Origin of the sequence: Actinopolyspora mzabensis (assembly GCF_900101095.1) — a bacterium.
GTDB lineage: Bacteria > Actinomycetota > Actinomycetes > Mycobacteriales > Pseudonocardiaceae > Actinopolyspora > Actinopolyspora mzabensis.
The window spans coordinates 301,702-317,597 of sequence record NZ_FNFM01000002.1 but is presented as its reverse complement, the minus strand read 5'-3'; the positions used below and the strand labels follow the sequence as shown (position 1 = coordinate 317,597).

The following is a 15,896-nucleotide window of genomic DNA, read 5'->3' as shown; positions in this document are numbered from 1 at the left end:
GCGTCCCCATAGCACTCTCAGGGAGAGACCGGAGTTCGGCAACACGAACACGCCTGCGGCGCGAAGACGCTCCGCGTCCCGACCCGAGCGAGCACCGCGCGCTCTGCTCGCTGCTGGGCTCGGCAGTGCCGATTCCTCGCGAAATCGCCGGTCCTGCGGCACTACCAGAGCCGAACTCCGACCACTTACGCAGGCTGAGCTCCTGTCACTCATGCAGTCGGCACCGCCGCGGGTTCTCTCGTGGTGCTCTCGCGAGGAAGGCCCGACGTGGCGTAGTACCTACTCGATGTCGGGCCTCGCCGCAGCGAGTGCCTGCGAGAGGTTCCGCCATCCGCACCGCCACGCGACCCGTGCCGGGCGCGGTAGTCAGTCGTGACGTTTGAGTCCCTCGAAGGCGATCGTGGTCACCGCCTCGGCGATCTCCTCCTTGGTGAGCCCCTGCCGGGGGCGGTACCACTCGATCACCGAGTTCACCATCCCGAACAGCAGCCTGCTGGTAAGTGCGGGGTCCAGGTCCAGCCGCAGGCTGCCCGCCCGCTCCGCCTCGGCGACGAGCTCTCCCACCAGGTGGTCGAACTCCCGGCGTCGGGCGAGCGCCTGGCGCTCCACCTTGCTGTTGCCACGTACCCGCAGCAGCAGGGTCACGAACGGCAGCTCGTCCACCAGCACCTCGACGCTGCGCCGCACCACGTGGTGCAGCCGGTCGATGGCGGGACCCTCCAACGACTCGGGCTCGTCCAGCACCGCGAACAGCGCGTCCAACGCCCGGTCCACGCTCATCCGCAGCAGTTCCTGCTTGCTGGAGACGTGGTAGTAGATGGCCGATTTGGTGATGCCGAGTCGTTTGGCGAGGTCCTCCATGCTCGTGCCGTCGTAGCCACGTTCGTGGAAGACCTTGACGGCGGTGCGCAGCAGCGAATCGAGATCGTAACCCGGTCTGCCGCGCCCAGCACCGTTGTTCGTAGCCGCACCCGCCATGGTCTTCAGTCTCGCAGTAGTGGCCGGGGAGCGCGGTCACCGGCCCGCGCGGCCCCGGCGGGGGTGTCCACCGGTTCTCGTCGGCTCCGGTGAGGGGTCGCCCGCACGGATCCGGTGGGGACGGCTCGGTCAGCTCTCGCGCAGATCGACGATCCGGCGCAGCTTGCCGACCGAACGCGGCAGCGTGTCGGGCTCGACGATCTCCACACCCGCGCTCACACCGACCGCGTCCTTGATCGCTGTCGCCAGCGCACCCGGTGCTTCCGAACGCTGCGCGTCGGTGGTGGTCTCGTCCGCCTCGATCTTGACGCGCATCTCGTCGAGTCGGCCCTGCGTGGTGAGTTCGAGCTGGAAGTGCGGCGAGAGACCGTCCTGCCGCAGCACGAGCTCCTCGATCTGGCTGGGGAAGACGTTCACGCCGCGCAGGATGATCATGTCGTCGCTGCGTCCGGTGATCTTCTCCATCCTGCGCATCCCGGGGCGTGCGGTTCCGGGCAGCAGCCTGGTCAGGTCCCTGGTGCGGTAGCGGATCACCGGCATGGCCTCCTTGGTCAGCGAGGTGAACACCAGCTCGCCGTGCTCGCCGTCGGGCAGCGGCTCCTCGGTGACCGGGTCGATGATCTCCGGGTAGAAGTGGTCCTCCCAGATGTGCGGGCCGTCCTTGGTGCTCACGCACTCGTTCGCCACGCCGGGCCCCATCACCTCGGAGAGTCCGTAGATGTCCACCGCGTCGATCCCGGCCGCCTCCTCGATCTCGCGGCGCATCTCGGCCGTCCAGGGTTCGGCCCCGAAGATGCCGATCCGCAGTGAGCTCTTCCTGGGGTCGAGTCCCTGCCTGCGGAACTCGTCGAGCAGCGTGAGCATGTAGGAGGGGGTGATCATGATGATCTCGGGTTCGAGATCGTGGATGAGTCGTACCTGCCGCTCGGTCATCCCTCCGGAGGCGGGGATCACGGTGCAGCCGAGCCGTTCGGCGCCGTAATGCGCACCGAGCCCACCGGTGAACAGCCCGTATCCGTAGGCCACGTGCACCTTCTGGCCCGGTCGGCCGCCCGCCGCTCTGATGGAGCGCGCGACCACATCCGCCCAGGTGTCCAGGTCCCGCTGGGTGTAGCCGACCACGGTGGGCGTGCCGGTGGTGCCGCTGGAGGCGTGTACCCGCCGCAGCTGGTCCTGACCCACCGCGAACATGCCGAACGGGTAGTTCTCCCGCAGGTCGTTCTTGGTGGTGGTGGGGAACTTCGCCAGGTCGGCGAGGCTGTGGCAGTCCTCGGGCCGCACCCCGGCCTCGTCGAACTTCCTCCGGTAGCAGGGCACGTTCTCGTAGGCGTGCCGCAGGGTTTCGCGGAGCCGTCGCAGCTGCAGCTCGGCCAGCTCGGCGCGGCTCGCGCTCTCCGCGGGGTCCGGTCCGCTACTCGGCTCGGCGGGGGTCGATTCGGTGTGCGCGGCGAGTTCGGTCAATGTCGTGCTCCCTTCAACTCTTGATGCTGCGGCTGTGCCCGCGGAACTCGGCGACGGTTTCCCCGTCGGTGGCGTCGCGGAACACCGTGGTGTCGTAGATGCCGCTGCGTCCCCTGGTGTGGCGTTCGACCGCCCGGGCGTGGAGCAGTTCTCCCTCGTGTGCGGGGGTCAGGAACGTGATCTGCGCGCTCGCGGCGACGGTGACCGGCCCGTGGCTGTTGCAGGCACAGGCGAAGGCCGTGTCCGCCAGCAGGAACACGTAACCGCCGTGGGCGATGGCGTGCCCGTTGACCATTTCCGGGGTCACGCGCATCCGCACGAGCGCGCGGCCCTCCGAGGCTTCGAGCAGCTCTATGCCGAGTGCCTTCGAGGCGTGGTCCTCGTCGAACATGGCCGCGGTGGGGGCGGCTATCGGCGGGTGATCGGCGTCCAAATCGGTTTCACCACCTCGGATTACTGACCGAACAGTCGGTTGCCGACCCGGGGTCGCCGTGGTTCCAGCGCGTGCCGCGCTGCCGGTCTTCGATGGTTTTTTCGTGGGCAACTATCGGTCAGGTGATTGTGCACGAGCTTGTTCTGCGTCACAATGCTTTACCGACCGATTGGTCAGTAATAAGCGAACTCGGCTGCCCGGCCACGCCACGGCGGGCGGAGCGAGCACTCGGACGACAGGCGGACTACCCCAGGGAGATCGCGACGATGGAGCCATTGCGCAGCTACCTCGCGGGACGGTGGCAGCGACCCGACGCGGCCGGAACGCCGTTGCACGACGCCGTGACCGGGCAGGAGGTCGCGCGGATCTCCACATCCGGGCTGGACCCCGCCGCCGCGCTCGCTTACGGCCGGGAGACCGTCGGTCCCGTCCTGCGCGAGCTCACCTTCCACCAGCGGGCCGCGCTGCTCAAAACCCTGGCCTCCCACCTGCGGGAACACCGTCACGAGCTCTACTCGCTCTCGGCCCGGACCGGCGCCACCAAGGGCGACTCCAAGTTCGACATCGACGGCGGCATCGGCGTGCTGTTCAGCTACTCCAGCAAGGGCAGACGCGAGATGCCCGACGACACCGTCTACGTGGACGGCGCCACGGAACCGCTGAGCAAGCAGGGAACCTTCCTCGGGCAGCACATCGCCACCCCGCTGCGAGGGGTGGCGGTGCAGATCAACGCGTTCAACTTCCCGGTCTGGGGACCGCTGGAGAAGCTCGCCCCCGCCTTCGTCGCGGGAATGCCGACCCTGATCAAACCCGCTCCGCAGACCGCCTACCTGACCCACCGGCTGGTGGAGCTGATCGTCGAGTCCGGCATCCTGCCGGAAGGGTCGGTTCAGCTGCTGTGCGGCGATCCCGGCGATCTGCTCGACCACCTGACCGAGCAGGACACGCTCTCGTTCACCGGATCGGCCGCCACGGCGCGGCGCCTCCGCGCGCACGAGAACGTCGTTCGGTGCGGCGTGCGGTTCAACGCCGAGGCCGACTCGTTGAACTGCTCGATCCTCGGGCCGGACGCCACCCCGGACAGCCCGGAGTTCGAACTGTTCGTGCGCGAGCTGGTCACCGAGATGACCGTCAAGGCGGGCCAGAAGTGCACCGCCGTCCGCAGGGCCTTCGTCCCGGCAGAGCTCGCCGACGAGGTGACCGAGGCCGTACGGCGGCGGCTGGCCGACATCAGGGTCGGCGATCCCGCTTCGAGCGAGGTCGACATGGGTGCGCTGGCCGACCTGGAACAGCGCGAGGAGGTCCGCCGCTCGCTGAAGGCGCTGCTGGAGTCGTGCCGAGCGGTGCACGGCGACCCGAACACGCCGTTCGAACTCGTCGACGCCGACTACGAGCAGGGCGCCTTCGTGCCGCCCATGTTGCTGCGCTGCGACGATCCCGAGCTGCCGCAGCCGCACGAGGTGGAGGCGTTCGGCCCGGTGAGCACGATCATGCCCTACCGCGACGCCGAGCACGCCGTGGACCTGGCGCGCCGGGGCAGTGGCAGTCTGGTCGGTTCGGTCGTCTCGGCGGATCCGGAGTTCGTCCGCACCGTCGTGACCGGCGCCGCTTCTCAGCACGGACGCATGCTCGTGCTCAACCGCCACGATTCCGCGGAGTCCACCGGCCACGGTTCCCCGCTGCCGCAGCTGGCGCACGGCGGTCCCGGCCGGGCCGGCGGCGGTGAGGAGATGGCCGGGTTGCGCGGCGTACTGCATCACATGCAGCGCACCGCCGTGCAGGCCGACCCGGACACCCTCACCTCCCTCACCCGGAAGTGGACGCCGGGCAGCGCCCGCGAGATCACGGCGGTTCACCCGTTCCGCAAGCACCTGGAGCGGTTGCGCGTCGGGGACAGCGTGGTCGGCGGCCCCCGCACCGTCACCCGGGAGGACGTGCGACGGTTCGCCGAGTTCACCGGGGACGAGTTCTACGCGCACACCGACGAGGAGGCAGCCGCCGCCAACCCGTTCTTCGGGGGTCTGGTGGCGCACGGCTACCTCGTCGTCTCGTTCGCCGCCGGGCTGTTCGTCGCGCCCGAGTCCGGGCCGGTGCTGGCCAACTACGGCCTGGAGAACCTGCGGTTCCTGACGCCCACCTATCCGGGCGACGAGATCACGGTCACGCTGACCGCCAAGCGCATCACACCACGGCACAACGCCGACTACGGCGAGGTGCGCTGGGACGCGGACGTGACCAACCAGGACGGCGAGTCCGTCGCCAAGTACGACGTCCTCACCCTCGTGGCCAAGGAGAACCCACCGGAATGAGGCGCCGCCGCCGGGTGGCGCAGCCGGACGAAGCGAAACGGAAGAATTCGGGGAGGAGGTGAGTGGCGTGAGCACCGAGGAAGCCACGATCACCGACGAGGAGCGGTTACACCAACGGTTCGAGTCGACCGTCGAACACGACCAGCGCGTCGAGCCGCGGGACTGGATGCCCGAGGGCTACCGCAAGACCCTGGTGCGCCAGATCGCCCAGCACGCGCACTCCGAGATCATCGGGATGCAGCCGGAGGGCAACTGGCTGACCCGTGCCCCGAGCCTGCGGCGCAAGGCGATCCTGCTGGCCAAGGTGCAGGACGAGGCGGGTCACGGGCTCTATCTGTACTCGGCGGCCGAGACGCTCGGCGTCGAGCGCTCCGACCTGACCGAGAAGCTCGTCGCACGCCGCCAGAAGTACTCCTCCATCTTCAACTACCCGGCACTGACCTTCGCCGACATCGGCGTGATCGGCTGGCTGGTGGACGGGGCCGCGATCGTGAACCAGGTGCCGCTGTGCCGGTGCTCCTACGGGCCCTACGCCCGGGCGATGATCCGCATCTGCAAGGAGGAGTCCTTCCACCAGCGGCAGGGCTACGAGCTGCTGCTGACCATGATGCACGGCTCCGAACAGCAGCGGCGGGACGTGCAGGACGCGGTGGACCGCTGGTGGTGGCCCTCGCTGATGATGTTCGGACCGCCGGACGGGGACTCGCCCAACACCCAGCAGTCGATGGCCTGGGGCATCAAGCGGCACACCAACGACCAGCTGCGGCAGAAGTTCGTGGACATGACCGTGCCGCAGGCGGAGGTGCTGGGAGTCACGCTGCCCGACTCCGGGCTGAGCTACAACGCCGAGCGCGAGCACTACGAGTTCTCCGAACCGGACTGGGAGGAGTTCCACCGCGTGCTGGCCGGTGAGGGGCCGTGCAACACGCAACGCGTCGAACGGCGGCGCGCCGCGCACGAGGGCGGCTCCTGGGTACGCGAGGCCGCGGCGGCGCACGCGGCGAAGCAGGCGGAACGCGGGAGGGCCGCGGTATGAGCACAGCATCCGGAACCGGGGAGAACGACCGGGACGCTACGGGCGGGGTGGAACGGCCCAGCACGGCCTGGCCGCTGTTCGAGGTCTTCGTCAGGGGGAAGCGGGGGCTCAACCACGTGCACGTGGGCTCGCTGCACGCCGCCGACGAGGAGATGGCGCTGCACAACGCGCGCAACCTCTACACCCGACGCAACGAGGGCGTGAGCATCTGGGTGGTGCGCGCGGCCGACATCACCGCGTCCAGCCCGGACGAGAAGGACCCGTTCTTCGCGCCGAACGGGGACAAGGTGTACCGGCATCCCACCTTCTACGAGATACCCGACGATGTCCCCCATATCTGAGGTGACGGTGTCGGCCGAGCTGTCGGGGTGGTCCGATGGCGGAACCTCTCGCGGCGGTGCCGACTGCGGGACTGGTGGAGGTTCGGCCCAGTACGGCTCTCGCTCCGGTCCCGAACTCGACAAGTCGTGGCGCCGCGGTTCGGCGGCCACGTTCGCAACCGGTGAGGTAATTCCCCATGTCGTTCGACAACGCCTACGAGGCAATCGCCGAGACACATCCCGAGGGGGACGCTCGCTGGGCGTTCGGCACCGGGTTCGACGATCCGCTGTCCGGAGTGGACACCACCCTGCCCGCCGGTGTCGACACCGGCGATCTCGCGGCCTACTGCCTGATGCTCGGCGACGACGCGCTGATCCTCTCGCAACGGCTCACCGAGTGGGTGACGTGTGCTCACGAGCTGGAGGACGAGGTGGCGCTGGCCAACATCGCCCTGGACCTGCTGGGGCAGGCGAGGATGCTGCTCTCCCGCGCGGGTTCGGTGGAGGGGCTCGGCCGTGACGAGGACGCGCTGGCCTACTTCCGCTCCGAACCGGAGTTCCGCAACGTGCGGCTGGTCGAGCTGCCCGGCGGGGATTTCGGCAGGACCATCGCCGCGCTGCTGGTGTCGTCCACCTGGCGGCTGGCGCTGCTCAACCGCCTGGTCTCCTCCACCGATCCGGTGCTCGCCGCGATCGCCGCGAAAGCGGTCAAGGAGGTCACCTACCACCGGGAGTACGCCGCACGCTGGGCCGTCCGGCTCGGTGACGGCACCGAGTACTCCGCCGAGCGCCTGCGCAGCGGTTTCGCCGACGTGCTGCCACTGGTCGACGAGCTGTTCACCGGGCACGCCGTGGAACGGCGACTGGCCGCATCGGGGGTGGCCGTGGACAGCACCGAGCTGCGAGAGGAGTTCGACGGGGTGCTGGCCCAAGTGGCCGAGCAGGCGCTGCTGCGGCTGCCCGAGGTGAACCGGGTGGGGTCGGTCGGCGGCCTGGCCGGCCGCGACGGCGTCCACACCGAACACCTCGGCTACCTGCTCGCGGAGATGCAGAGCCTGGCGCGCAGTGATCCGGAGGCGACATGGTAACCAGCACCGAACGCGATCGGACCGTGGCCGCCGAGGTCGCGGAGTCGGTGACCGATCCGGAACTTCCCATGCTCACCCTCGCCGATCTCGGGGTGCTGCGCGAGGTCACGGTCACCGACACCGGCGGCGTGGTCGTCACGATCACACCCACCTACTCCGGCTGCCCGGCGCTGACCGAGATGCGTACCGACCTGCACCGCAGGCTCACGGCGGCGGGCTACGCCGACGTGCGGATCCGCACCGAGCTCTCCCCACCGTGGAGCAGTTCGTGGCTCACCGAGCGCGGCAGGCGCAAACTGGCCGAGCACGGCATACACCCGCCGGACGAGCGGGCCGGTGAGTGGGCCCCCGGAAACGGTGGTGCCGGTCCGGTCCCGCTGACCCTGGGGCCGCCGCGACGGGAGATCCGCTGCCCGCAGTGCGATTCCCCCGCCACCGAACGCACCTCCGAGTTCAGCGCCACCGCGTGCAAGGCGCTGTATCGCTGCCTGGACTGCCGGGAGCCCTTCGAGTACTTCAAGGAGATCTGACGTGTCCACCCCGACAGCTACCGCGCCGAGGCGTCGCGCGGACAACTCCTTCCACACCCTCCGGGTGGCCGAGGTCGAGCGGCTGTGTGACGACGCGGTCGCGGTGACTCTCGACGTTCCCGCCGAGCTGGCGGCCGAGTTCGACTTCCTGCCCGGGCAGTCGCTGACCCTGCGGCGGCGGGAGGCCGACGGTGAGCACCGGCGTTCCTACTCGATCTGCTCCGCGCGGGGCACCCGGCCCCGCATCGGGGTGCGACTGGTGCCGGAGGGGCTGTTCTCCGGGTGGCTGACCGGGGGGATCGAGGTCGGTGACGAGGTCGAGGTGATGCCACCCACCGGGAGGTTCACCCCGGATCTGACGGTCGCGGGCAGGCATGTGCTGGTCGCCGCGGGGTCGGGGATCACCCCGGTGCTTTCCGTCGCGGCTACGCTGCTGGCCGAGACCGAATCGGCGGTCACGGTGATCTACGGCAACCGTCGCAGTGACACGGTGATGTTCGCCGACGAGCTCGCCGACCTCAAGGACCGCTATCCGAGTCGCTTCGAACTGGTGCACGTGCTTTCCAGGGAGCCCAGGGAGTCCGAACTCGTCAGCGGGCGGTTGGACGCCGAGCGGCTGCGCGGTCTGCTGGGCACGCTGGTGCCGCTCGACGGCTCGGAGCATTGGTGGCTGTGCGGCCCGTACGGCATGGTCGAGGACGCCGGAGCGGTACTGGCCGAACTCGGTGTGCCGGGCGAGCGGGTGCACCGTGAGCTGTTCTACGTCGACGACGTTCCCCCCGAACCGGTGCGGCACGAGGAAGGCGACTACGAGGGCGAGGTCGCCCGCGGGCGGGTGACGCTGGACGGCCGCACCACCGAGGTCGCGCTGCCCACCGACACCCCGGTGCTCGACGCGGCCCAGCGGGTCCGCTCGGATCTGCCGTTCGCCTGCAAGGGCGGGGTGTGCGGTACCTGCCGTGCCAGGATCACCGATGGGCAGGTGCGGATGCGCCGCAACTTCGCGCTGGAGGACTCCGAGGTGGAGTCCGGGTTCGTGCTCACCTGCCAGTCGATCCCGGTCACCGAGGAGGTCGCGGTGGACTACGACGTCTGAGCCCTCCGCCCGGCTCGTCGATCTCTCGCGAAACGTGCGGGCGGCGGGGCGCGCAAAGAGTACGTGCCGGGTCTCTCGTACCGGAACGCTCGTCCCGCCCGGACAAGCTCCGGCCAGGTTCCTTGTGTCTATAACCCAGAGGTTATAATATTACCGTGAGCTGGGAACTCGAACTGCATCAGGAGGTCGAGAGCTGGTTTCTTGCCCTGAGCGAGGAGGATCCCGAGTCAGCGGATCTCGTCGAACAGGCTTTGGACATGCTCGCCGAGAGAGGGCCGAATCTCGGCCGTCCTCTTGTTGATCATGTCAAAGGATCCCGAAACAACAACCTCAAGGAACTACGCCCCGCATCTACCGGTAACAGCGAGTTGCGACTGCTGTTCGCCTTTGACGCACGGCGCTCTGCGTTCATCCTGGTGGCCGGGGACAAGGCCGGAAACTGGAGAGGTTGGTACGAAACCACTGTTCCCATAGCCGACAAGCGCTTCGAGGAGCACTTGGCCGTACTGGAGGAGTGAAGTTGGGTCGATCCTGGAAAGACGTCAAGAAGGACAAAGAAGCTCTCGATCGTTCCAACGGGCGTGACGTGGAGACTGCTCGGGAACACGCTTCTGCCCTAACTCAGGGCTTTGTGCTGGGTGATCGCTTGGCGCAGTTGCGCGAGGAGCAGCATCTCAGTCAAACCGAGATGGCTGAGCGGCTGGGAGTCAGCCAGGCGCGTGTGAGCAAACTGGAGCAGGGAAATCTCGCACATCTCGAGTTGGGGACCATCCGGCGCTATGTCGCCGCGTTAGGGGGCACGCTGAAACTCGTGGCTGATTTCGCCGATCACGACGTCACGGTCTCCACGAGCCAGGTCGATCGTTCCTCGATGTGTGCTTGACGCGGTCTCCTCCGGGGCAACCCGGCTCGTCGATCACTCGCGAAACGTGCGGACGGGAAGGAGTGCCGCCGCGTCCGCGGCGAATCCCCGGTCACGGTCGGCCGTGACCGGTAGCCCTTCGCCCGACTGAGGTGGGGCGGAGCGCTGCCGGGGCGACCGAGCACACTCTTACGGCCGCCCCACGGCAACGACCCGAACCGGTTCGGGCGGGGCGTCCGACCGGTCAGCGCTGTGCGGCCCGCCACGAACGCCCTCACCCTCGCCACGGGGTTTCGAGACCGGTCAGGAGCCCGCCGGGTAGGGGGCGGGAGGGATCAGCCTTCCTCTTCCTCCTCCTCTTCCTCGCCCTCCAGGGCCTCGCCGAGCATCATGCCGCCGAGAACACCTGCCGCGGCGCCCGCGACTCCGCCCGCGACGGCACCACCCAGTCCGGAACCGGAGCGACCCGAGCCGTGGCCGTGGTGATCGTGCCCACCGCCGAAGAAGCCGCCCGAGGACTGCGACACCGCCTGCAACCAGTGCTGGATCTCGGAGGTCCAGTCGGTGTGCAGCGCTTCCTCGTGACTGCGGTGGATGCGCCCCAGCGCGTCGCCGCCGGACGTGAACAGACCGCCCCGTTTGTCCGCCTCCAGCACCACGTCCAGGCTGTCGGGACGCGCCACGAAGGTCAGCTCGACCTCGTTGATGCCGCCCGCGAACTGCGGCGGGGCGAAGAACTCGATCTCCTGGTAGAAGGGGTACTGCTGCGCGATGCCGTGCAGCACACCGTGCTCGACATCGGCGCTTTTCAGTGGCGCGCCCATGTTCAGCAGCGCCTCGATCACCGGTTGCTGCGACGGCAGGGGCTCGACGTGCAGCGGGTCCATGTCACCGGTGTCCACCGCCTTGGCCACCGCGACCTCGGTGCGAACGCCGAGCCGCATGCCGCGCAGCGGCTGGCCGCGCAGTGCCGTGATCGGTAGCTCCCAGGGCAGCGGCAGTTCGAACGGAATCGTGGAGTACTGCTCGGCCTCCAGCGTGAACTCCCCGCTCACCGTGTGACGCTGGAACTCCAACGTTCCCTTCTGGTCGTCGGAGGTTTCCACTTCGGCGACCAGGATCAGGTCGATACGTTGAATCTCGGCGGTTCCGTTCGCTCCGCCGATGCGGACCTCCCCCGAGACCCGACCACCCGGTTGGCAAGCCTCCCCCTGCAGCACTGTGTCCACGGAGGGGCCACCGATTCCCACTGCCTGCAACATGCGTTTGAACACCGCGCGATCCCTTCATCGCCGACCGTTTTCGCGACTCCCGCCGGTTCGGGGGGTGCCACGTGCTCTCGCCCGTGCGACGATGCTGCCGCCGATGTGGTTTCCGTGTTGGCGTTGTCCGGTTCGATCGTTACCGCATCTTGACTGGAAAATCCCGTAAGTCCGGAGTCGCCGAAGGCGGGCCGACTGTCGATTTCGCGCGAAATCGTCGCGCGGGGTGGGGGTGCCGACGCGCTTCGAAGGCCCCGGGCCGAGCCGGTTCCCGGTGGGGCACGGTCCGGGAACGACCGAGCGCCGAACAGGGCTCCCGGAACGTGCCGGGAGCCCGCGTCGCCACAAGACTGTCCACAGTGTTCGAGAAAGTGGAGTCCGGCGAACTCCGAATCAGTCGGCGAGCTGGTTGATCGCCTGCGCCCAGCGGAAGTACTTGTTGTTGCCCAGGTCCCTGATCGTGCGGATCCCGAAGGCCTTCTCGAGCTGTTCGGCGTCGCTTTCGCTGACTCCCTGCAGCGCCGCCACGGGAGCGTCGGGAAGCTCGCTGAGCGGCTTGCCCTCGTAGGCCTTGTCGAGCTTGTCCGCGATGTCGGTCATCCGGTTCCTTTCGGCGCGTCGTGTTGTGAGTGCCAACTCCCCTCGGAAGTGTGCTTATCACGCAGTGCGGCCGGGCGAACACGGCAATGTTGATCTTCTCACTGGTGCTTTCGTCCGGTATGGAGTTTTCGCTAAGATCCGCCGGAAGTCGTCGGGAGCGTCACTCCGCCACTTCCACGAAGATCCGGTTACCCCGGCTGACCCGGGCGTCGCCGCCCGCCGTCTCGGTGAGCCAGTGTTCGAAGGCCCCGATGTCCGGTTCCGCTACCGGCACGTCGAACTCCACGAAACTTCCGTAACGCGTGTCCGAGGGTTCGTATCCGGTAGCGCGTAGCTCGTTGTCCAGTCTTCCCGCCGTGGAGTGATCCACGGCGACCGAAACGACCCGAGCCGGCTCCCGCCGGGCCAGCCCGACCTCTTCCAGCGCTCGGCCGGTAGCCGTACCGTACGCACGGATCAGGCCACCCGAGCCCAGTAGTACACCGCCGAAATAGCGCACCACCACTGCCACGGTGTTGGTCAGCTCGTTGCGGTGCAGCACCCGCAGTATCGGCATCCCCGCCGTACCGGACGGTTCCCCGTCGTCGTTGGACTTCTGCACCTCGGCGTGGTCGCCCACCACGTAGGCGTAACAGTGGTGCCTGGCATCCGGGTGCTCCTTGCGGCACCGCGCCACGAACTCGCGCGCCCGCGACTCGGAATCGACGCGTTGCAGCACGCACAGAAAGCGGGACTTCTTCTCCACGAGCTCTGCCGAACCCGCCTGTCGGATCGTGCGCATGCCCTCCTTCCTACCGGAAACGGGCGGCGGGGCCCTACCGTGCCCGAAAGCGCCGCGGCGGACCGTTCGCCCGCGACTCCGGCAGTGGTGAGCCGACTACGCAAGGTGGCCCTCGCGTCGGCGGCGTTGGTGACAACGCTCACCCGAAAACCGGTGTGATCTCGGGCACATCCGGTAACCGGCGTTGATAGCACCTGCACACGCTTCCGTGGGCGGATACCGGTGGGAGTGATTTTTCGTGCCGCCAGCCGGGCACGTACCGTCCACTCTCATGGAGCAGTCATCGAGTCCGTTGGAACCAGGCACCCGGGTGCGCGCTTCCTTCGGCCGTTTTCAGGATCAGACGGGAACCGTGGTCGAGGCCGCGACCGGTCTGCCGGACGTCTTCGACGGTCCCGTGCTGTGGGTTCGTTTCGACGGAGACGAGGAGCCCGGCCTGGTCGCGGGCCGCTTCCTCGAACGCGCGGCCTGACCGTGTTCGCGGTCGGCCCGCGCGTCCCTGGAATTCCGGTCGATGCTCGCGCGGACCGGCGGATGATCCGGATGTGAGTAATCGTAAGTCCCGTTCCGGTCGAGTTCCGGATAAAATGCACCCGAGGTGCAGCGTTGTAGCGAGGACGGTTCTGCTGGTCGCGCTCCCGCACATGGGGCGCCGGTGACGAAACGGACGGAGACATGCGGGTTCTGGTCATCGGGGGAGGCTTGGGAGGACTCGCCGTGGCCAAAGGCCTGCTCGACAACGGTCACCGAGTAAGGATCTACGAGCACGCCGAGCAGCTTCGGGACGGTGGTGCCGGGGTCACGGTGTGGAGCAACGGAACCGCCGCGCTGCGCGGGCTGGGGATCCCGCTGCAAGGCGTCGGACGCCAGCTGCACAGCCTGCGTGCGATGACCGCGACCGGCAGGTTGCTCTGGGAAGCGGATCTGGACGAGGTGACGGAACGCCTCGGCTCTCCCACGGTCGAGATCCCCCGGCGGGAACTGCTGTATCGCATGGCCGAGGCGCTGCCGAGCGACGTCTTCCGGTTCGGTAAGCGCTGTGTCGGCGTCCGGGAGTTCGCCGATCACGCCGTGGCCGACTTCGCCGACGGCAGTTCGGAAACCGGGGACGTAGTCGTGGGAGCGGACGGGCAGCGGTCGATGGTCCGCCGCACGGTGCTGGGCGGTGAACCGGCGCGGCCGACCGGTTGGGCGAGCTGGCAGGGGCTGACCCGCAGCGACCTGCCGATCGCCTACGGGTACCAGACGCTGAACATCGCGGGACGCGAGGGCCACTGTGGGCTCATACCGGCGGGTGAAGGGCTGCTGCACTGGTGGTTCGACATGCCGTGGCGGGACGACCAGGCCGAGTTGACCGTGGCAGACCTGCGGTCCGTTTTCACCGGCTGGCCGGAACCCGTCGAGGAGCTGCTGGCATCGGTGTCCGAGGAGGACCTGGGATTCTTCCCGCACATCCGGCATCAGATACCGAAGGTCTGGGGTGGGCCGCGAACCACCCTGATCGGTGACGCGGCGCACGCGATGCCGCCCGCGGTGGCGCAGGCCGCCAACCAGACGATGGAGGACGCCTGGTTGCTCTCCTGTTCCCTCGCCCACGACGGCGGAAGACACCCCGAACCGATGTTGCGGGACTACGAACAGCAGCGCAGACCCCGGGTGGCCAAGGTGTCGCGCACCGCGGCGCTGACCTCGGCGCAGCGTCGCACCCCGCTGCAGCGCATCGGCAAGTTCCCGCGCTGGATCGCCACTCGCAGCCAGGTGATCTCGCTGCGCTCCGGCAGCAACATCCTCCGCGGGCTTACCCCACCCTCGGTCTCCGTGGGCGTAGCGTGACTGAAATGTCGGCGGTTTTCGGCGTGGCCGGTTAGCCGGCACGTGAGTCGGCGCCTTACCGTGTCGGGCCGGTTCTTGAGCAGCGACCTACACCACGTCGGTCCGTCCTCGCGAGGGCCGCACCGGAGAACCCGCGGCGGTGCGGGCTGCGAGGGTAGGGGAGTTCGGCCTGCGTCGAAGTGGCGCGGCGATTTCGCGCGAACTCCAGGGAGCCCGTCGCCGGGGGCGGTGCCGAGTGGGAGGCACACCCGGTGCCCCCCACTCGCGGCGCAGCAGCGCCTCTCCGCCCGCTTGAGCGGTGATTCAACCTTCGGTCACGCGCCGAAGACGTCCGGGTTGGGTCCGACCCGACCACCGTTGTCCAGCTCGCCGATGGCCTTCATGTCGTCCTCGCTGAGTTCGAAGTCGAACAGCTCGAGATTCTCCTGAACGCGCGCCGGGGTGGCCGACTTCGGGATGGTCACGTTGCCCAGCTGGATGTGCCAACGCAGCACCACCTGTGCCGGGGACTTGCCGTACTTCTCGGCCAGGCCCTGCAGCCGGGAGTCCTCCAGCAGTCCCTTGCCCTGCCCGATCGGGCTCCACGCCTCGGTGGCGATGCCGTGCTCGGCGTGGAACGCCCGCAGCTCTGCCTGCGGCAGGTTGGGGTGCAACTCGATCTGGTTCACGGCGGGAACCACGTTGGTCTCCTCGAACAGCCTGCGCAGGTGCGCGGGGTGGAAGTTCGAGACACCGATGGACTTGGCCCTGCCCTCGGCGTGGAGCTTCTCGAACGCCTGCCAGGTCTGCACGTAGGTGTCCTGACCGGGCATCGGCCAGTGGATCAGGTAGAGGTCCACGTAGTCCAGCCCCAGCTTGTCGAGGCTCTCGTCGAACGCGCGGAACGTCTCGTCGTAGCCCTGCCTGTCGTTCCACAACTTGGTGGTGACGAACAGTTCCTCACGCGGAATGCCCGACTCCGCGATCGCCCTGCCGACGCCTTCCTCGTTGCCGTACACGGCCGCCGTGTCGATACTGCGATAGCCCGCTTCCAGGGCGGCCCTGACCGGTGCCACGACCTCCTCGGAGGGGATCTGGAAGACGCCGAAGCCCAGCTGCGGCATCTTCGCACCGGTGTTGAGCGTGATGTTCGGAACCTGGCTCATCTGGTGTTCCCTTCACGAATGTCGACTCGTAACACGGCCACCAATCGGACGGCGTCTCCTCCCCTGTTCGGGGGAAGTACGCCGTCCCGTGTAACCAGTGGAATCGATCAAGCATTCCCGACCGTGGTGATTGCATCACGAGCGGAGCGGAATCGCCCGGTA

17 protein-coding genes are annotated in these 15,896 nt (G+C 68.2%); 10 read left to right on the top strand and 7 right to left on the bottom strand.

The window, feature by feature from the left end; genetic code table 11:
- Positions 1–366 precede the first annotated feature (366 nt).
- The 3 genes from BLR41_RS04065 to paaI all read right to left on the bottom strand — a co-directional run bounded on the left by BLR41_RS04065 (position 367) and on the right by paaI (position 2,830).
- On the bottom strand, positions 367–978 hold the full coding sequence (locus BLR41_RS04065) for a TetR/AcrR family transcriptional regulator (protein WP_092626552.1): 612 nt from the start codon (positions 976–978) through the stop codon (positions 367–369).
- A gap of 129 nt (positions 979–1,107) precedes the next feature.
- Positions 1,108–2,439: a phenylacetate--CoA ligase PaaK gene (paaK, locus tag BLR41_RS04060; RefSeq protein ID WP_092626550.1), complete on the bottom strand. Its 1,332-nt coding sequence runs from the start codon at positions 2,437–2,439 to the stop codon at positions 1,108–1,110.
- A gap of 13 nt (positions 2,440–2,452) precedes the next feature.
- Positions 2,453–2,830 (bottom strand): hydroxyphenylacetyl-CoA thioesterase PaaI, encoded by a 378-nt coding sequence (gene paaI, locus BLR41_RS04055; RefSeq protein WP_092626821.1) that lies wholly within the window; start codon positions 2,828–2,830, stop codon positions 2,453–2,455.
- Between the two features lie 308 nt (positions 2,831–3,138).
- Between paaI and paaZ the strand changes: the two genes are divergently transcribed.
- The 8 genes from paaZ (at position 3,139) to BLR41_RS04015 (ending at position 10,134) form a co-directional block, all read left to right on the top strand.
- Entirely contained in the window at positions 3,139–5,181 is a 2,043-nt protein-coding gene (gene paaZ / locus BLR41_RS04050) for a phenylacetic acid degradation bifunctional protein PaaZ (protein ID WP_092626549.1), read from the top strand.
- Between the two features lie 67 nt (positions 5,182–5,248).
- Positions 5,249–6,217, top strand: coding sequence for a 1,2-phenylacetyl-CoA epoxidase subunit PaaA (gene paaA / locus BLR41_RS04045; RefSeq protein WP_092626547.1), 969 nt, complete (start codon positions 5,249–5,251; stop codon positions 6,215–6,217).
- Positions 6,214–6,558 (top strand): 1,2-phenylacetyl-CoA epoxidase subunit PaaB, encoded by a 345-nt coding sequence (gene paaB / locus BLR41_RS04040; protein ID WP_245693810.1) that lies wholly within the window; start codon positions 6,214–6,216, stop codon positions 6,556–6,558. Before paaA ends, paaB begins: the two co-directional genes overlap by 4 nt.
- Positions 6,559–6,734: 176 nt before the next feature.
- Entirely contained in the window at positions 6,735–7,625 is an 891-nt protein-coding gene (paaC, locus tag BLR41_RS04035; RefSeq protein WP_092626546.1) for a 1,2-phenylacetyl-CoA epoxidase subunit PaaC, read from the top strand.
- On the top strand, positions 7,619–8,155 hold the full coding sequence (gene paaD / locus BLR41_RS04030) for a 1,2-phenylacetyl-CoA epoxidase subunit PaaD (protein ID WP_092626544.1): 537 nt from the start codon (positions 7,619–7,621) through the stop codon (positions 8,153–8,155). Before paaC ends, paaD begins: the two co-directional genes overlap by 7 nt.
- Before the next feature lies 1 nt (position 8,156).
- Positions 8,157–9,251, top strand: a complete 1,095-nt coding sequence (gene paaE / locus BLR41_RS04025; RefSeq protein ID WP_092626541.1) for a 1,2-phenylacetyl-CoA epoxidase subunit PaaE — start codon at positions 8,157–8,159, stop codon at positions 9,249–9,251.
- A 155-nt stretch (positions 9,252–9,406) separates the two neighbouring features.
- Positions 9,407–9,769, top strand: coding sequence for a type II toxin-antitoxin system RelE/ParE family toxin (locus tag BLR41_RS04020; protein ID WP_092626539.1), 363 nt, complete (start codon positions 9,407–9,409; stop codon positions 9,767–9,769).
- A gap of 2 nt (positions 9,770–9,771) precedes the next feature.
- Positions 9,772–10,134, top strand: a complete 363-nt coding sequence (locus BLR41_RS04015) for a helix-turn-helix domain-containing protein (protein ID WP_092626819.1) — start codon at positions 9,772–9,774, stop codon at positions 10,132–10,134.
- 314 nt (positions 10,135–10,448) lie between these two features.
- On the opposite strand, the gene BLR41_RS04010 is transcribed toward BLR41_RS04015, so the two are convergent.
- The 3 genes from BLR41_RS04010 to BLR41_RS04000 form a co-directional block, all read right to left on the bottom strand.
- Entirely contained in the window at positions 10,449–11,387 is a 939-nt protein-coding gene (locus BLR41_RS04010; protein WP_092626537.1) for a sporulation protein, read from the bottom strand.
- A gap of 381 nt (positions 11,388–11,768) precedes the next feature.
- Positions 11,769–11,975, bottom strand: coding sequence for a hypothetical protein (locus tag BLR41_RS04005; RefSeq protein ID WP_092626536.1), 207 nt, complete (start codon positions 11,973–11,975; stop codon positions 11,769–11,771).
- 160 nt (positions 11,976–12,135) lie between these two features.
- Entirely contained in the window at positions 12,136–12,756 is a 621-nt protein-coding gene (locus BLR41_RS04000; protein ID WP_092626534.1) for a YigZ family protein, read from the bottom strand.
- 271 nt (positions 12,757–13,027) lie between these two features.
- Between BLR41_RS04000 and BLR41_RS03995 the strand changes: the two genes are divergently transcribed.
- Entirely contained in the window at positions 13,028–13,228 is a 201-nt protein-coding gene (locus BLR41_RS03995) for a hypothetical protein (RefSeq protein ID WP_092602537.1), read from the top strand.
- Positions 13,229–13,431: 203 nt separating this feature from the next.
- Positions 13,432–14,589: an FAD-dependent oxidoreductase gene (locus BLR41_RS03990; protein WP_092626533.1), complete on the top strand. Its 1,158-nt coding sequence runs from the start codon at positions 13,432–13,434 to the stop codon at positions 14,587–14,589.
- Positions 14,590–14,903: 314 nt separating this feature from the next.
- On the opposite strand, the gene BLR41_RS03985 is transcribed toward BLR41_RS03990, so the two are convergent.
- Complete coding sequence (locus BLR41_RS03985; protein WP_092626531.1) at positions 14,904–15,734, bottom strand: aldo/keto reductase; 831 nt, start codon at positions 15,732–15,734, stop codon at positions 14,904–14,906.
- Between the last annotated feature and the right edge of the window lie 162 nt (positions 15,735–15,896).

What these genes read in the sequence shown, in the direction of transcription:
- BLR41_RS04065 (WP_092626552.1), bottom strand. Translation starts at nt 978, where the DNA reads ATGGCGGGTGCGGCTACGAACAACGGTGCTGGGCGCGGCAGACCGGGT.
- paaI (WP_092626821.1), bottom strand. Translation starts at nt 2,830, where the DNA reads ATGTTCGACGAGGACCACGCCTCGAAGGCACTCGGCATAGAGCTGCTC.
- paaZ (WP_092626549.1), top strand. Translation starts at nt 3,139, where the DNA reads ATGGAGCCATTGCGCAGCTACCTCGCGGGACGGTGGCAGCGACCCGAC.
- paaB (WP_245693810.1), top strand. Translation starts at nt 6,214, where the DNA reads ATGAGCACAGCATCCGGAACCGGGGAGAACGACCGGGACGCTACGGGC.
- paaC (WP_092626546.1), top strand. Translation starts at nt 6,735, where the DNA reads ATGTCGTTCGACAACGCCTACGAGGCAATCGCCGAGACACATCCCGAG.
- paaD (WP_092626544.1), top strand. Translation starts at nt 7,619, where the DNA reads ATGGTAACCAGCACCGAACGCGATCGGACCGTGGCCGCCGAGGTCGCG.
- BLR41_RS04005 (WP_092626536.1), bottom strand. Translation starts at nt 11,975, where the DNA reads ATGACCGACATCGCGGACAAGCTCGACAAGGCCTACGAGGGCAAGCCG.
- BLR41_RS04000 (WP_092626534.1), bottom strand. Translation starts at nt 12,756, where the DNA reads ATGCGCACGATCCGACAGGCGGGTTCGGCAGAGCTCGTGGAGAAGAAG.
- BLR41_RS03995 (WP_092602537.1), top strand. Translation starts at nt 13,028, where the DNA reads ATGGAGCAGTCATCGAGTCCGTTGGAACCAGGCACCCGGGTGCGCGCT.
- BLR41_RS03990 (WP_092626533.1), top strand. Translation starts at nt 13,432, where the DNA reads ATGCGGGTTCTGGTCATCGGGGGAGGCTTGGGAGGACTCGCCGTGGCC.
- BLR41_RS03985 (WP_092626531.1), bottom strand. Translation starts at nt 15,734, where the DNA reads ATGAGCCAGGTTCCGAACATCACGCTCAACACCGGTGCGAAGATGCCG.